15 protein-coding genes are annotated in these 14,565 nt (G+C 63.3%); 3 read left to right on the top strand and 12 right to left on the bottom strand.

Annotated elements, in window-relative coordinates; genetic code table 11:
- Positions 1–161: 161 nt before the first annotated feature.
- Positions 162–1,067 (bottom strand): CAP domain-containing protein, encoded by a 906-nt coding sequence (locus ASC94_RS28600; protein ID WP_082616912.1) that lies wholly within the window; start codon positions 1,065–1,067, stop codon positions 162–164.
- Between the two features lie 95 nt (positions 1,068–1,162).
- Here ASC94_RS28600 and ASC94_RS28595 point away from each other — a divergent pair, with 95 nt between their 5' ends.
- Entirely contained in the window at positions 1,163–1,411 is a 249-nt protein-coding gene (locus ASC94_RS28595; protein WP_056405384.1) for a DUF3297 family protein, read from the top strand.
- Positions 1,412–1,415: 4 nt separating this feature from the next.
- Here ASC94_RS28595 and ASC94_RS28590 read toward each other — a convergent pair whose 3' ends face one another.
- A complete protein-coding gene (locus ASC94_RS28590; protein WP_056404416.1) occupies positions 1,416–1,937 on the bottom strand; it encodes a hypothetical protein in 522 nt (173 codons plus the stop codon).
- Positions 1,938–1,946: 9 nt separating this feature from the next.
- Positions 1,947–3,671: an FAD-dependent oxidoreductase gene (locus ASC94_RS28585; protein ID WP_056405383.1), complete on the bottom strand. Its 1,725-nt coding sequence runs from the start codon at positions 3,669–3,671 to the stop codon at positions 1,947–1,949.
- Positions 3,672–3,846: 175 nt separating this feature from the next.
- On the opposite strand from ASC94_RS28585, the gene ASC94_RS28580 reads away from it, so the two are divergent.
- Complete coding sequence (locus tag ASC94_RS28580; RefSeq protein WP_056404414.1) at positions 3,847–5,436, top strand: sigma-54 dependent transcriptional regulator; 1,590 nt, start codon at positions 3,847–3,849, stop codon at positions 5,434–5,436.
- 14 nt (positions 5,437–5,450) lie between these two features.
- Here ASC94_RS28580 and ASC94_RS32850 read toward each other — a convergent pair whose 3' ends face one another.
- The 5 genes from ASC94_RS32850 to ASC94_RS28565 form a co-directional block, all read right to left on the bottom strand.
- Entirely contained in the window at positions 5,451–5,648 is a 198-nt protein-coding gene (locus ASC94_RS32850; protein ID WP_157201632.1) for a hypothetical protein, read from the bottom strand.
- Positions 5,649–5,662: 14 nt separating this feature from the next.
- Entirely contained in the window at positions 5,663–5,860 is a 198-nt protein-coding gene (locus ASC94_RS32845) for a hypothetical protein (RefSeq protein ID WP_157201631.1), read from the bottom strand.
- Positions 5,861–5,987: 127 nt separating this feature from the next.
- Positions 5,988–6,497 carry a hypothetical protein gene (locus tag ASC94_RS28575; protein WP_056404412.1) on the bottom strand — a complete coding sequence of 170 codons (510 nt, stop codon included), beginning with the start codon at positions 6,495–6,497 and terminating at the stop codon, positions 5,988–5,990.
- Entirely contained in the window at positions 6,494–8,728 is a 2,235-nt protein-coding gene (locus ASC94_RS28570; RefSeq protein WP_056404409.1) for a serine/threonine-protein kinase, read from the bottom strand. Before ASC94_RS28570 ends, ASC94_RS28575 begins: the two co-directional genes overlap by 4 nt.
- A gap of 169 nt (positions 8,729–8,897) precedes the next feature.
- A complete protein-coding gene (locus ASC94_RS28565; RefSeq protein WP_056404407.1) occupies positions 8,898–9,089 on the bottom strand; it encodes a hypothetical protein in 192 nt (63 codons plus the stop codon).
- Positions 9,090–9,244: 155 nt separating this feature from the next.
- Between ASC94_RS28565 and ASC94_RS28560 the strand changes: the two genes are divergently transcribed.
- On the top strand, positions 9,245–9,883 hold the full coding sequence (locus tag ASC94_RS28560; RefSeq protein ID WP_056404405.1) for an NAD(P)H-dependent oxidoreductase: 639 nt from the start codon (positions 9,245–9,247) through the stop codon (positions 9,881–9,883).
- A 26-nt stretch (positions 9,884–9,909) separates the two neighbouring features.
- Here ASC94_RS28560 and ASC94_RS28555 read toward each other — a convergent pair whose 3' ends face one another.
- The 4 genes from ASC94_RS28555 to ASC94_RS28540 all read right to left on the bottom strand — a co-directional run bounded on the left by ASC94_RS28555 (position 9,910) and on the right by ASC94_RS28540 (position 14,554).
- Complete coding sequence (locus tag ASC94_RS28555; RefSeq protein ID WP_229417443.1) at positions 9,910–10,839, bottom strand: N-acetylmuramoyl-L-alanine amidase-like domain-containing protein; 930 nt, start codon at positions 10,837–10,839, stop codon at positions 9,910–9,912.
- Positions 10,836–11,210: a type II toxin-antitoxin system PemK/MazF family toxin gene (locus ASC94_RS28550; protein ID WP_056404403.1), complete on the bottom strand. Its 375-nt coding sequence runs from the start codon at positions 11,208–11,210 to the stop codon at positions 10,836–10,838. Before ASC94_RS28550 ends, ASC94_RS28555 begins: the two co-directional genes overlap by 4 nt.
- A complete protein-coding gene (locus tag ASC94_RS28545) occupies positions 11,210–11,464 on the bottom strand; it encodes a hypothetical protein (protein WP_229417442.1) in 255 nt (84 codons plus the stop codon). Before ASC94_RS28545 ends, ASC94_RS28550 begins: the two co-directional genes overlap by 1 nt.
- A gap of 117 nt (positions 11,465–11,581) precedes the next feature.
- Positions 11,582–14,554, bottom strand: coding sequence for a TonB-dependent receptor (locus ASC94_RS28540; protein WP_056404401.1), 2,973 nt, complete (start codon positions 14,552–14,554; stop codon positions 11,582–11,584).
- Positions 14,555–14,565: the final 11 nt, after the last annotated feature.

Raw genomic sequence — 14,565 nt, 5'->3', positions numbered from 1 at the left:
TGTGTTTATCGCTCAGGAAATAATCACAGCAATGAGCAGGGTTGTTGTTTTTGCCCTGTTTAGCTATATCGAATTGGAGAAAAGCTATATTGGAAGGGCATAACGCGCCTTGAATTGCTCAAGGAATTGATTATTTGAGGCTTATGCGTGCTTATGCGCGCTTATCGCGGCGCGGCCAGAACCTGGGTCCAATACATCATGCGGCGTTCGGTATTGAGCGAGGAAGCCACGCCCATTTCGATAAAGGCGGGATTCATGATGTTGGCGCAGTGGCCGGGACTTTCCAGCCAGCCGGCCACGGCGTCTTCGGCGGTGTTGATGCCGGAGGCGATGTTCTCGCCCACCCAGCGCCAGGCATAGCCGGCGCGCAGGGCGCGCTCGGCCACATAGCTGCCGTCGCGCGCCTGGTGGCTGAAGTAGCGCTGGGTAGCCATGTCGCGGCTGTGCACCAGGGCGGCCTGGGCCAGCGCGGAATTCAGCACCAATGGCCGAGCCGCGGCAAACAGGCGGGCGCCGCACAGCCTGGGCGCCGCGCGGGCCGCGTTCACGGCCGCCAGCGCGGCGGCGCTGGCCTGGGCAGGGTCGGGTAGGGGAATCGGGCGCAGCGGTTCGGCCAACAGGACTTGCCAGGTGTCGCCGTTGCGCGCGGCGCCGACGGCGGTGAACTGCGGACTGAGCATCTGGCGGCAGTATTTTTCGCGCAGCACGGCCATTGCTGCAGCGGCGTCCGGCGCGCCGGTCACGAAGATGGCGGAGGCATGCTCCACCGGATAGCCGGCCCGTTCCAGCGCCAGTTCGATGAAGGCGCCGGTGCCCAGCCTCACTGAGGACAGGGCGGGCGGCGTTGCCAGCGGCGGCAGCGGCGCGCGGGGCACGCTGCCGCAGGGTTCCGGCGCGGCGCGGTAGGCGTTGATCAGGCTTGCCAGTCCCGGCTCGGCGGCGTGCGCCGGAACGGCGGCGCACAGCGCGGCCAGGAAGAGGGCGGCGCGGCAGGGCGCGGCCGGGGCCAGCGGCGCGGATAATACGGACTCGGGATCGTTGCGGAAGGGAGCGCGCATGGCTGCCATGTTACTCCCCTGCGGTATTGGCCGCTGTCTCGCACCGGGCAGCTTGATCCGGACCAGCTAGGCGGGAAACTTGTTTTAGTGGATAATTGATGCCCATGAACGCTACCACTACCCCACCACCACTGCCGGACCGCCTGTCGGTTGATCCGAAGAGCCCTCACCACCACCTGCCTGTGCTGCAGCACGACATCGGCATCAAGTTCAACGACAAAGAGCGTCTGGACGTCGAAGAGTACTGCATCAGCGAAGGCTGGATCAAAGTGGCTGCAGGCAAATCGCTGGACCGCAAGGGCCGCCCCATGCTGATCAAGCTGAGCGGCAAGGTCGAAGCGTACTACAAGTAATTCCTCAATCCGCCACGTGCGCCAGCAGCGCGTGGCGTTCTTCCTCGAACGACACCGGCGTGGCCAGCAGTTGTTCGTAGTTCGCATATTCCCAGTAGTTCTTCCCCAGCGCCCGCGCACCGGCGGGATGGCGCACGGCCCAGCCGCGCGGCATGGCGTACAGCACGCGGCAGGGGCCCGCATGCGGCGCCAGGCGCAGATAGCAGCCAGCCGCAGCGATGCGCGCCGGACCGCCAGCGCCCTGCATCTGCGCCGACAGCAGGTAGGACACGCCCAGCTTGTCCGAACGCTGCTGTACCGTGTAGCACGACCAGCCGTGGCGGTGCATCTCGATGCCCTTGTCCGTGGCCGGATCGAAGGCGCGCACGTCGCCCACGGCGCGGCAGAACTGCTCGAAGTCATAGTCGCCCTGCGCCAGGGCCGGTGCCAGCAGCGTGGTTTCGCGCGGCGTGAGCCCGGATATGTGCAGCTGCACGCGCAGTTCGAGTTGTACCGGGTCCAGCTCCACTTGATAGGATACTTGCATGGCCGCTCCTTAGTAGCCGAGGTGGTAGCGCGGGTCCAGCCACTGCGGGCGGCGCAAGCCGTAGTGCTCCTGCAGCATGCGCTCGGCCACGCAGAACGCGCCTTCCACCCAGCCCTGTTGATTCGAATACGCCTCGCCGGCGATGTGGATGGCCTCGGCGCGGTCCGGCTTGCGCATGAAGGGCATCACGCGGTCCACCGTGTAGCCGGCCTGCCAGGCGTGGTAGCCGCCGCCGTAGGGATCGGCCGACCAGTCCTTGAACCAGGTGATGTAGGGATCGGGGATGCTCACGCCGCTGCCGTGCAGTTCGCGCAGCTCCTTCATCACCTCGTTCACCATGCGCTGCGAGGCTTGTACGTTTTGCAGGCCTTCCAGCTGCAAGGGCGCCACCAGCGCCGTGGCGCGCGGCGTGAAGCGCTCGGGATGGCGCGCCAGCACCTGCCAGAACGGCGTGGCGCGCATGTCGTTGTAGCTGCCCAGCAGCAGCGAGTGGCTGTTGGACGGATCGGCGCCGAAGTAATAGCATTGGCGCAGCGGCAGGTCCGTGATGGCGTGGCCGGACTGCGCGCCGAAGCTCTGCTGCCACCATGGCTGCTCGAAGCCCATCAGGATGTTGTAGGCCGGCTCGGGGATCACGGCGGCCAGGTTGCGCTGCAGTTCCTCGTTGCGGAAGAAGAAACTGTCCTGCGCCAGCAGTTCCAGCGCGCGGCGCGGCATGGCCAGCACCACGCTGTTGGCGTGCACCGCCCACGGCGCGCGGCCGGGACGGTTCAGGAAATGCAGCGTGTAGCGGTAGCCCGGCTTGCTCGAGCGCGTGAAGCCCAGCAGCTGGTTTTCGCGCCAGATGCAGGCGCCCGGCTCGGCCAGGTAGGCGTCCGCCAGGGCGTAGGCGATGCCGTCGTAGCCGCCGGCGACGGTCTTGTACTCGGTGCCGGCGTTGGAAAAGTCGCCCACCATGTAGGGCAGGGCTTCGGCCGCGTTCCAGTTGATGGTGTTGGAGTAATAGCCGCCGGCGTCCGCCAGGAAGTTGTAGCCCTCCTGGCCCACGCGGTCCTTCAGCATGTTCCAGAAGCCCAGTTCGTTCACCAGCGCATCCTGATACGGGCCGGCGAAGCAGTAGCGCAGCTGCGGCTTGATGCGGCTCCAGTCCTCGGCGTTCAGCTCGAAGGTGTAGTCGTAAGCGCCGTAGTGCTTCACTTTGTCGGCATAGCGCGCGTTGAACCACGGGTCGGCGGTCAGCACCTCATACACCACCTTGTTGAACAGCTGGTCCGCGCTGTAGCCGATGTCGGCCTCGTTCAGCATGTAGCGGGTGAGCTGGCGGTCGCCGCGGGCCTGGGCGCGCTTCCAGGCGTCCGCGCGCAGGTACTGCTTGCGCAGGAAGGCGAACAGGTGCGCGTTGTCGTCCATGGGGAAGGGCACGCTTTCCAGCGCATGGCTGAACACCTGCTCGATCAGCGTGGCGACGATGGCCTGCGACGGCATGTAGCGCATGCCGCCCAGTTCGCCCACCACGTCCATGCCCGGCAGGGTGACCGATTCCAGCCGGCCGCCGATGCGGTCGTCCATCTCGAACAGCTGCACCTGGGAGCCGGGGAGGCCGCCGTCGGTCGCCAACCGCCAGGCGCTGTACAATCCCGCCGCGCCTGCGCCGACGATGGCGACCTCGGCGCACAGGCCGTCCTGGTAGGTGCTGTTCATCGGAATATCGGTCAATTCACTGCGTGTCTTCATCTTGTTGCTCCTGCAATTCATCATTACTGAATGTCAATAGCAATCCTCATGCCTGCGCGCAAGAGTGGGAAAACGCGTCATTTGCATATTGCAACCATTCCGTTTCATTAATTGACATGTCAAGCGGCGGGCTTTACATTGACATTTACACTAGGAGAAGACTTTGGTTGCAGGCTTGAACGATTCCGATTACACGCTGACCTCGCCCCTGCGGGACGCCGAAGTGACAGGCGGCCCGGTGCTGGCGGTGACGGTGCTGTGGCATCCCGATTCCGCGCGGATCGGCGAACAGTACCTGGACGGCAGCGGTGACGGTGTGATCGAGCTGGGCCGCTTCATGCCTATGTTCAGCCGGCCCGGCAAGGATCGCCTGCCGCTGGGCTATGGCGGCATTTCGCGCCAGCCGCTGCGCATCGCCCGCACGCCGGATGGTGGCGTGGAAATCACGCCGCCGGACAGCCGCATGATCTTCGAGCTAGACGGCGAGGAAGTGCGCACCGTACAGCACCTGGGGCCCGAGCGCGTGGCCGAAGGCGCCGTGCTGGGCCTGGGCCGCGCCGTGCTGCTGTGCCTGCACTGGGCCACCTCGCTGCCGCGCCACAATCCGGTGGCCGGGCTGCTGGGCGTGGGCAGCGCCGCCATCATGATGCGCGAGCAGATCCGCGCCGCTGCGCAGACCAATATGCCGGTGCTGCTGCTGGGCGAGACCGGCAGCGGCAAGGAAGTAGCGGCGCGCGCCATCCACGCCATGGGGCCGCGCGCCGGCGCGCCGCTGGTGGCGGTGAACATGGCCACTTTGAACGAATCGCTGGCGGCGGTGGAACTGTTTGGCGCAGCCAAGGGCGCCTACACCGGCGCGCAGGGCGTGCGCATCGGCCTGTTCGGCGAGGCGGACGGCGCCACCTTGTTCCTGGACGAAATCGGCAACACGCCGTCGGTGGTGCAGCCCATGCTGCTGCGCGTGCTGGAGAGCGGCGACTACCGGCCCGTGGGCGCGCAGGGCGACCGGCGCAGCAGCGCGCGCCTGATCGCAGCGACCGACCAGGATCTGTACGGCGGCTCCTTCAATCACGCGCTGCTGCGGCGCCTGGAAAGCTATGTGATTCCCATGACCCCGCTGCGCGAGCGGCGCGAAGACATCGGCGTGCTGATCCAGCACTTCCTGGCCGAAGGCGGGGCGACGGCCGAAGAATTCCCGTTCGCGCTGGTGAGCGACTGCGCCTGCTACGACTGGCCGGGCAACGTGCGCCAGCTGGCGCAAGTGGTGCGGCGCGCGCTGCTGTCGGTGCGCATGGGCGAGGTGCCGCTGCTGAGCGCACTAACGCGCAGTGTAGCGACGCCGCAGGGCAGTGCGGCCAGGCTGGCGTCGTCAATTGCTGTGCTGGGCGAGGAGGGTGGCGCGGATGCGGTTGCTGCGCACGGCGCGGCGCCAAGCGCGGCAGGTAGGGCGGGGAATGGCGCAGCGGCCCCGGCGGAAGCCAAGCGCGGACGTCGCGCGATGCCGGACCAGCAGGAAGTGCTGGCTGCGATGGACGACAACGGCTGGCGAATCCTGAGTGCCGCGCAGGCGCTGGGCATCTCGCGGCCAACCATGTACAAGCTGCTGGACGAGCATCCACAGATTCGGCGACCCGAGCGGATCGCCGAAGAAGAACTGCGCACCGCGCTCGCAGCCTGCGACGGCGCCGTCGACCGCTGCGCCGCGCAGCTCAGAACGCCGGCCGAGGCGTTAAGGCGTTACCTCGGGGCGTTGGGGATTAGTTGAGTGTGCCAGCTATTCTACTGGCCGTTGCCCACTTCAAATTCGGGGCCGCCGGCAACTGCGCGCAGCTCGTCGTCGGACAGTTGGCGCATTTCCGTCAAGGGTTTCTGTGCTGGCTTTTCGCCCGAAAAAATTTTACAGACGCTGGCGAAGCTGCATTCTTGTTTTACGTGTGACATATTGTTCCTTGAAACGATTGTGGTGGTATGAATCATCGCCTAACGAAACGTTATGCTACCTCGGCTCGCTGGACAATAGTTGCGAGTCCATTGCCGTTGTCTACTTCGACTTCGGGGCCGCCAGCCACCGATCGCAATTCGTCGGCAGTTAGTGGGCGCATTCCAGTCACCGGCTTCTGCGCGGGCGTTTTGTCAGAAAAAAATTTACTAACGTTGGAGAAGATTGATTTGTGTTGTTCGTGTTGCATGCTAATACCCTTGGAGATAGTAAAAGGATTATCGTAACGTGTCGGCGAAGGCATTTACCGAGGCGCTGCGTTGCTGTTTAGCGCGCGACGCAGTTGGCGGCTGCGCCGCATACTGATACCGTATGCTTCAGGCGCCTGCGCCCACTTCACATTCAGGGTCGAATTCGAACACGCGCCGTTCTACGTGGCCGCTTGAGTAGGCGATCGTGACGGTGATGATGAAGGACAGCTCCCAACGACCCGTGTTGTCACACTGAAGTGGCAGCTTGGCGTTCCAAATTCCCTTTGCCAGTTCCGCGTCATTTTCGCATGTGCCATAACCGAGGTCGATTACTGCGTATTCGTCTCCAAATGGCGACGGGTCCGGGAACTCGCCAGCACGATCTGGGTTTTCTCGCTTAGTGAAGGCGAGTGGCGTGGTAATGATGTGGCAGCTGTTGATGTCAACTTGACGGAGTGTGCGATTTTTACTGTTTGCAACTACCCTGACATTCAGCGAGTCATTGACTTGGAAAGCTAGCAGACCGGTTTCGACACCGTCACCGGAAATTGGTTTGCCGTCTGCCAGAAAAGACCAGCGCAGTAGCTGGCTATCCTGGTCGATATCGAATGTGGCGGTGAGGATGACTTCTCTCATTGCTTGACTCCATTAGTTGGTTGGGACAGGTACCGGATATCCCTGCGCAGCCCCACCAAGTCCGGCTCGGAATCGATGGCGCTAGACGGGTACCCATTTTGTTTTGCTTGCGCAAGTGCTGCTAGTGCAAGATCTCTCTTGCCTAGCAATTCATATGCCAATCCGGCGCGGAAGTGGACGTCGGGACTAGTTGGTGCTGCCTCACTTGCTCGCCTTGACAAGTCCTCGCCCCTAGCGCTGTCACCGGCCCGCACTGAATACAGGCCCATCCGGGACATAAGGGTGGCATCTTGAGGTGTACGGTCCAGTCGTGGCTCTAGGAGCTTCAGCGCTTTTTTGTAGGCGTTCTGTGCCTGATCCCCTTTGCCAGGAATCCACAGCAGAGTGTCTCCCAGGTTGGCCCACCGCAAGTAATTATTCGGATTGCCAAAAGGTGGAGTGACAGCGCGCTCGAATGCATCAGCAGCACCAACATAGTCCCCGCGCTTGAACAGAGCGTTGCCCAAGCTGCTATATAGCAGTCCATTCGGGCGGACCTGCAGCCCCTGCTGTAGGGTGCGCAATGCCTCGTCGCTGCGGTTCAGTCGTAAGAGCGTGGCGTTTAAGTTAGCATACGCGAATGCCGAATCCGGCTGTAGTTGTATGCTGTGGCGGAAAACTTGCTCGGCGGCGTCGTAATTGCCTTGCTCAAAGAATACAGTACCGAGCATATCGGCGAAACTGCGCTGACCAGGGTATAGCTGCATGGCTTGTTCGGCAGCTTGGCGCGCTTCTTCATAGCGTCGTAACTGCCGTAAGGCTTCCGTTTTGCCAAACATGGCGAAATAGTGGCCGGGTTCAAGTGCCAGCGCCCGTTCGCACTCCGCCAGAGCAAGATCGTGCTTTCCTTGTTTGCTTACGACCCAAGCTTGCGCAACGTGACTGAGAGCGAGCTGACTATCAAGTTTGATGGACTGCTGAGCACTTGCGGTTGCACGTTGCAGCCAAGTTTCGTCCTGCATGTCATTCGCGTATCGGAAACTGTAGACTAGGGACATACCTGCCACGGCGGCCGCATTTTCCGGGTCAACATCCAAAATTGCATTGAAGTCTCTAGCTGCCGACTCAAGTCGTTCCGGCTGCTCGAATTGTTGCAATGCGGTTAGAGCGCGCGAGATTGCCTGCGCCTTGGAAAATGTAGGCAGGCCGGGGCCGAGTAATGGGGAATTCAAGACCAACTGCCAGCTTCCTACACCCAATAGCAGTACACCTATCGCTGTGCCGATAACGATTCCTCGCCGCCTTTGCAAGGTGCTGCGTAATTCTGTAATCCACTTGGAGCTCGCGCGTCGTCTGCGGTTTGGTGAGCTATCTTTGGCAGTAGCTGCAGAATCCTGCGAAAGTTGCTCGGAGCAGGCGGCTGCACGTTGTCCGACGATCTTCATCGTAGCTAGGCGCAGATCCAGGCGACGGGCGGTCATTGCACGGATCAATTTGACCACTTCTTCTGGCAAGGTGTCGGGAAAGGTCCAGTCGGCTGAGGACGACTGCATCTGCGCGGCAGCCAAGGCCAACCCGCTCATCGTGCCGAAGGGCCGGGCGCCGGTGGCGAGTTCGAACAGGATCACACCCATGGCGTAAATGTCTGACTGGCGCCCCGGCTGGGCGCCCAGCAGCACTTCGGGCGCCATGTAGGCAATCGTCCCTTGCTGCTCCAGCTGCATCACCGAGGTGGTGGCTTGCGCGTCGTCGTGGAAGGCCAGACCGAGGTCGAGGATGCGGACTTTGCCGGCAGGGTCCAGCATCAGGTTGGACGGCTTCAGGTCGCCGTGGATCAGCCCGGACTCGTGGGCCGCTTCCATGGCGACCGCCAGCTGGCTCATCCAGCCCAGCAGGGTGGGCAGGTCGACCGGATTTTCCTTGTCCTGGGCCAGCTGGCGCCAGGTCTTGCCGGCGATCAGCTCCATGACGATGGCCCAGCCTTCGTCGTCCTGTTCGATGGAATAGATTTGCGCGAACGCCGGGTGGTGCAGCGACGCGGTCATGCGCGCTTCTTTGACCAGGCTGGCCGGATCACGCAGGGGATCCAGGGCGCGGTGGCGCTTGATGGCGACTTTGCGGCGCAGCCGGCTGTCCCAGCCTTCGTACACTTCGCCGTGTCCGCCGGCGCCCAGGCGCGCGAGAATCTGATAATGCTTGAATTGGGGGACGTCTTGCGGTGGGCTGGTGACTTCGGCGGCGTGGTTTTCCATATCTTTCCGGGGACGGAACGGCGCTTGCGTTGCCGGACCGCCTTTCAATAGCAGATATGGTGAGTCTCGCATAGCGGACGCGCATCCGCCAGTGAAATATTGTACCTAGGGAATCATTATGTAAGTCACGTGTCAGTTTTGCATGTAAAAACCGCCTTTCGGCGGCTTTTTACACGTCAGTGTTGACAGTCTTGCGCCGGACGGCGATCGCCACGACGATGCTCAAGGCGCCCAGCAGCCAGGACGGGCGGTCGTCCTTGCTGGCGCTGGTGGCTGCTGCGTGGGCAACAGGCGCCAGAGCGAGTATCGATGCGGCCACCAGTGCGGTGGAGACGGTTTTGCGGACAAGTTCAGTGTTCATTTCCAACCCCGGTTACAAGCATAGGCAACAGCGCCTAGGGGGCATTGAGCAGGATGCGTGCCAGCCAATTCAACACTTCACTAATGAAGTGACTTGAAAAGGCCGAGGCCGCCTAAATATGGGGCCTAGATCAACCAACAAGAAAGTGTGTTCCCATGTCCGATTTGCTGGAAGTCCTGAAATGGCGCTACGCCACCAAGAAGATGGAACCGTCGAAAGCGGTCCCGCAAGACAAAGTCGACCGCATCCTGGAAGCGGTGCGCCTGACGGCCAGTTCCAGCGGCCTGCAGCCGTATGAAGTGTTCGTGGTGACCAATCCCGAGCTGCGCGAGCAGATCAAGCCGCACGCGTGGAACCAGGGCCAGGTGACGGACTGCTCGCACCTGCTGGTGTTCGCCGCTTGGGACAACTACACCACCGAGCGCATCAACGAGATGTTCGACCTGGTGAACGAGGTGCGTGGCTTCAAGAATGAAGGCTGGGAAGCCTACCGCCAGCAGCTGCTGAACAGCTATCCGCAGCGCGATGCGGAGACCAACTACCAGCACGCCGCGCGCCAAGCCTATATCGGCGTGGGCACGGCACTGATCGCCGCTGCGCAGGAGCAGGTGGACTCCGTGCCGATGGAAGGTTTCGACCCGGCCAAGGTGGACGAGATCCTGAAGCTGCGCGAGCGCGGCCTGCGCTCGGTGGTGATGCTGCCGCTGGGCTACCGCGCCGACGAGGGCGACTGGCTGGTCAACCTGAAGAAGGTGCGCCGTCCGCGCGACCAGTTCATCACCGAACTGAAGTAAGCCCTTCCCGCCCCGCCTAAGGCGACTTAGGGGCGGGGCTGGGGCAGGGCGGGCGGGACGATGATGCTGTCGTTCAGGCGCAGGAATTTGAAACCGGCCAGCTTCTGGCCGTTTTTGCCTTCTGCGGCGTTGCGTGCTTCGCGTTCGGCGCTGCGGGCGAAGAATTGGTCGAAACTTTCTTCGCGCACTTGCGGTTCGGCGGAGTTCAGGAACATGCGCTTGCCGTCCGGCGCCGTGACCACCAGGCCCACGTGCGAGACCCAATACGAGCCGTCGCGCGTGGAGACGACGTTGACGAAATCGCCGTCCTGCAGCTTTGCGAGCACCTCGCCCGCCCGGTCTTTGGGGATGTAGTATTCCGTGCTGGTCTGCACCGGCAGGCTGGCGTCGGTCTGGTGGCGCGTTTTCAGGAAGCGCTGGCGGTCCACCCGCAAGGGGTAGGTGGCGGCGCTGTCGCCGGCCAGTTCGCGCGTCACGTCCGTGACCAGCCAGCCGTTGTTGATGTTCCAGTCCTGTTCCGTGTAGTGGTTGCGCGTGGCAACGCCGATCACGCCGTCCTTGTAGCGTATCCGCTGCAGCATCCAGTAGAACTCTTTCCAGTTGCGCGACAGCGCCATGGCGTAAGTGTGTTCGGCGAACACCACGCAGTCGCTTTGCGCGAGGCTGAAGGTGGGCAGGGTGTCGTGCAGTTCGAACGGGTATTCGCCCAGCAGATTGAGCTTGTAGGGCTGGCCGATGTTGCGGCGGCCGATGGCGGCAATGCGCTTGCGCAGGTCCGGCTCGGCTTGCTGCATCTGGGCGATGTAGCCGTCCGCTTCCTGCGGACTCATCTGGTACAGCTGCTTGGGCTGGGCCACCGCGTGTGCGGGTGGCGGGATTTTCTGAGGCGGCACGCTGGCGCAGCCGACGAGCAGGGCTGCAAGGCCGGCCAGGGCGAGGCTGGTTGTCTTGATCAAGGTTGGCTTATTCCACAGATAGTGTCTAGCTTGGCTAGCGCTGCCGCCAAGATGGTCTCATGGCCGCCGCCCCAGGGATGCGGACCGGCCTTGCGCTCGCGCCAGTCGAACGATTTCGGTTGAAATGCCAGTATATAGCCGATCTCATGCTTCGGCCCTTGTACGGCTACGGCAAATGGATTGTCTGTGTTGAATTCTGCGTGCGTCATCGGGAAACCGATGACTATTCCGGTACGTTCATTGAACGCACGAGGCGAGGACACCAGCATGGGATGCACGCCGGGGATTTCCTTGCCGGCCTGCGGGCTGTGCTGGATAGAGATGATTTCACCCCTATCCAGGCACCAATTGCTCTTTGCACCAGGCGCCATCAAATGACCTCGTTGCCGACAGGAGCGAAGGCCATTGCCTCGCCCCCGTGCTGTTCGGGGTCGAATGCCGCGAGCATGGCGTCGAGTGAGGGAGATGGCTCGACTTTTTCAACAATGATGCGGCCTTCCTGCGCGGTAATGCGAACGCGCGTACCCTCGGTGACCCCTGCAGCTTTGGGGACCGCTTTGCTGATACGGACTGCCAAGCCATTTCCCCATTGGTTGACTGAAGTGTCGACTGCGTATGTGGCCATGATGCGCTCCTTGCTGCTGGTGCAGCCAGTGTATTGGCGCCCCGGGCGTGTGTCAACGCGGTAGATACAATGAAAAAGGCCCCCGAAGGGGCCTTGACTGCTGTGCTGCGGGGAGGCTTAGAACTTGTAGCGCAGGCCGGCCAGGAACTCGCGGCCGGTGACGTTGTTGACCACCACGCTGTTGCGGGCGCGGCTGACGAACTGGTCGTTCGGCTCGTTGGTCAGGTTCACGCCTTCCAGGGTCAGGTCCAGCTTGTCGTTGACCTTGTACGAGAACGACACGTCGACGTTGGTGGACTTGTTCTTGCCCTCGACGTCGTTGTTGTTCTGGCCCGGTACGCGGGTGACGAAGGAGGCGCGCTGCGAGGCGGACAGGCGGGCGCTGAATTTGCCGTCGTCATAGTACAGCGTGGCGTTCCACGAGCGCGGCGACAGGTTCAGCAGGTCGTCGGTGATGGTGGCGTTGGCTGTCGGCGAGACCAGGTATTCGATCTTGGACTTGACGAAGGTGTAGTTCAGCAAGGTGCCGAAGTTGCGGCCCCATGCCGGCAGGAAGGTGAACGGCTGCTGGTAGTTCAGCTCGAAGCCCTTCAGCTTGCCGCCGTCGGTGTTCACCGGCGCGGTGACCTGGAAGATCTCGTCGCCGTTGAAGTTCGATGGCAGCAGCGACATCGGCAGCCCGGTTTCCTTGAACGGCACGTTGGTGCGCAGGCTCTGGATGTAGGTGCCGATATTCTTCTGGAACAGGCCCAGGCCGAGGAAGGCGTTCTTGTCGAAGTACCATTCGAAGCTGGTGTCGAAGGTCTTGGCGCGGAAGGGCTTGAGCAGCGGGTTGCCGCTGGTGATGGACGGCGTGCCGGTGGTGGCCACGGTGCCGCCGGGCGACAGGTTGTTCAGCTGCGGACGGGTCATGACCTTGGCGGCTGCCAGGCGCACGATGAAGTCCTTGGTCACGCTGGCGGCCACGTTGAACGAGGGCAGCACGTCCGAGTAGTCGTGGTCCACGGTCACTTGCGAACCGCCGCCGGACGACTGGTAGCCGGTGGAGCTCAGGCCGGTCTTCACGTAGCGCGCGCCGAAGTTGCCGCGCAGGGGAATGCCGCCCAGCTCCTGGTTGAATTCGCCCATCAGGTAGAAGCCCTTGTCCTCTTCGGTGACGTTGCGGTTGTTGCCGCGCGCGTTGCCGTTGGTGATGGAGGACAGAGTGAAGTCGCCCGGGCCGCCGGCGGGGCCGTTCTTGATGCAGTTGCAGTAGATGTCGTAGGCCTTGGCGATGGCGTTCAGGTCCGGGATCACCCAAGAAGTGGCGGTGCCGGCGGGCAGGTCCTGGCCCTTGCCGAAACCGCTGATGGTGGTCATCAGGCTGGCCATGCTGGTGCCGGCCGGCGGCGCGAAGATGGTGTCGCCCTGGTTCACGCGGCGCGACTCGTAGGAGTCGAACTTGTACTTCTTGTAGTTGACGCCGCCCTTGATGCTGAGGCGGTCGTTGGCTTCCCACACCAGGTCCAGCTGGCCCACGTCGTTGGTGTTGGTGGCGCCTTGCGGACGGATGCGGATTTCGCTGGTGGTGGTGTTGGGCACCGAGGCGGGCTGGGTGCCGCTGGCCACCTGCGGCACGCCGACAATGCCCATGGCCGCGCCGGGGTTGGCCGGGTCGAACGGGTAGCTGATGGCCGGCATCCGGTCGTTGCCGCGGAAGTCGATGGTGTAGCCGTTCACGTTCAGCGCGTCCAGCGTGGTGGTGGTCTGCACCGGGTTGCGGAACTTGGACTTGGCGCTGCCCACCTTGGCCAGCAGTCGCAGCGAGTCGCCGATGTCCTGCTCCAGGGTCAGCGTGGGCTGGGTGAAGGTGGTGGACAGTTCGTCGAAGCGCGATTCGGCGCGCACGTCCACGCCGTTGAATTTACCGTACAGCAGCGAGCCGTTGGGCGCGAATTGGGCTTCCACCACGCTGGTCTGCGGCTTGCCGCCCTGGGTGGCGGTACGGCTGAAGGAGATCGCTTCCAGGAAGTCTTCCTGGCGCGTGGCGTCCAGCTTGGAGTACAGCATGTCGAAGGTCAGCAGCGAGCCGCGTGCCGGGCGCCACTGGACCGACGCGGTCAGGCCCAGGCGGTCCTGGTCGTGGGTCAGGCGGCCGTAGCGCGGCAGGCGCGGCACGAAGTTCTCGGCCTTGCTGGCGTCGTTGTAGGCGGCGGTGGCGGCGGCCGATGCGGCCAGGCGCGGCACGCCTTGCGCGGCCGGGCCGCAGGTAGTGGCGGTGGAGTTGGCCGGATTGGCGGTCACGCCTTGCGGCGCGCACCAGCCGCCGGACGAGGGGCCGTTATCCCAGCGCACGGTGGAGAAGCCTTCTTCCAGCACCTGGCGCTTGGAGTAGGCGCCGGACACCAGGAAGCCCAGGGTGCGGTCGGCATTGGTGTTGGACACCATGAAGCCCACGCGCGGGTCGGTCTTCTTGGCCAGGTCGTTGTACTTGCCCTTGGCCATGACGGTGGCGTTGAAGCCTTTCAGGTCGAAGGGGCGCATGGTTTGCAGGTCCACCGTGGCGCCCAGCGAGCCTTCGTCCACGTCGGCCGAGGAGCTCTTGCGCACCGTGAGGGAGTTGAACAGTTCGGAAGGGAACACGTTGAAATCGAAGCCGCGCGAGCGGTTGGCGCCGCCCGAGCTGTCGGTGCCGCCGGTGGTGGCCAGGCCTTCGATGCCGTTGATGCGCACGCGGGTGAAGTCCTGTCCCAGGCCGCGCACGGTGATGCTGCGGCCTTCGCCGGCATCGCGGTCGATCACCACGCCGGGCACGCGCTGCAGCGACTCGGCCAGGTTGGTGTCGGGGAATTTGCCCATGTCTTCGGCCTTGATGACGTCGACAATGCCGTTGTCTTCACGCTTTTTGTTCAGCGCGCTTTCCAGCGCGGCGCGCATGCCGGTCACCACCACGGTGGCGGTTTCCTGCGGCGCGGCCGGTGCGGCGTTTTGCGCATACGCCGGGGCGTAGGCCGCGCCGATGGCCAGGGCCATCGCGGTGATCGAGGTGGAGCCGGCCAGGCGCACGGTGAAGCGGCCCGGTCGGCGTTGAGGTTGTTCGCTGTTGTCCATACTATCTCCCT

Source organism: Massilia sp. Root418 (genome assembly GCF_001425265.1).
GTDB lineage: Bacteria > Pseudomonadota > Gammaproteobacteria > Burkholderiales > Burkholderiaceae_D > Rugamonas.
The sequence above is the reverse complement of the archived record's forward strand: the minus strand, read 5'-3'. Positions and strand labels throughout refer to the sequence as shown.

What these genes read in the sequence shown, in the direction of transcription:
- ASC94_RS28540 (WP_056404401.1), bottom strand. Translation starts at nt 14,554, where the DNA reads ATGGACAACAGCGAACAACCTCAACGCCGACCGGGCCGCTTCACCGTG.
- ASC94_RS28570 (WP_056404409.1), bottom strand. Translation starts at nt 8,728, where the DNA reads ATGGAAAACCACGCCGCCGAAGTCACCAGCCCACCGCAAGACGTCCCC.
- ASC94_RS28575 (WP_056404412.1), bottom strand. Translation starts at nt 6,497, where the DNA reads ATGAGAGAAGTCATCCTCACCGCCACATTCGATATCGACCAGGATAGC.
- ASC94_RS28595 (WP_056405384.1), top strand. Translation starts at nt 1,163, where the DNA reads ATGAACGCTACCACTACCCCACCACCACTGCCGGACCGCCTGTCGGTT.
- ASC94_RS28600 (WP_082616912.1), bottom strand. Translation starts at nt 1,067, where the DNA reads ATGGCAGCCATGCGCGCTCCCTTCCGCAACGATCCCGAGTCCGTATTA.
- ASC94_RS28550 (WP_056404403.1), bottom strand. Translation starts at nt 11,210, where the DNA reads ATGGCGCCTGGTGCAAAGAGCAATTGGTGCCTGGATAGGGGTGAAATC.
- ASC94_RS28585 (WP_056405383.1), bottom strand. Translation starts at nt 3,671, where the DNA reads ATGAAGACACGCAGTGAATTGACCGATATTCCGATGAACAGCACCTAC.
- ASC94_RS28560 (WP_056404405.1), top strand. Translation starts at nt 9,245, where the DNA reads ATGTCCGATTTGCTGGAAGTCCTGAAATGGCGCTACGCCACCAAGAAG.
- ASC94_RS28565 (WP_056404407.1), bottom strand. Translation starts at nt 9,089, where the DNA reads ATGAACACTGAACTTGTCCGCAAAACCGTCTCCACCGCACTGGTGGCC.
- ASC94_RS28545 (WP_229417442.1), bottom strand. Translation starts at nt 11,464, where the DNA reads ATGGCCACATACGCAGTCGACACTTCAGTCAACCAATGGGGAAATGGC.
- ASC94_RS28590 (WP_056404416.1), bottom strand. Translation starts at nt 1,937, where the DNA reads ATGCAAGTATCCTATCAAGTGGAGCTGGACCCGGTACAACTCGAACTG.
- ASC94_RS32850 (WP_157201632.1), bottom strand. Translation starts at nt 5,648, where the DNA reads ATGATTCATACCACCACAATCGTTTCAAGGAACAATATGTCACACGTA.
- ASC94_RS32845 (WP_157201631.1), bottom strand. Translation starts at nt 5,860, where the DNA reads ATGCAACACGAACAACACAAATCAATCTTCTCCAACGTTAGTAAATTT.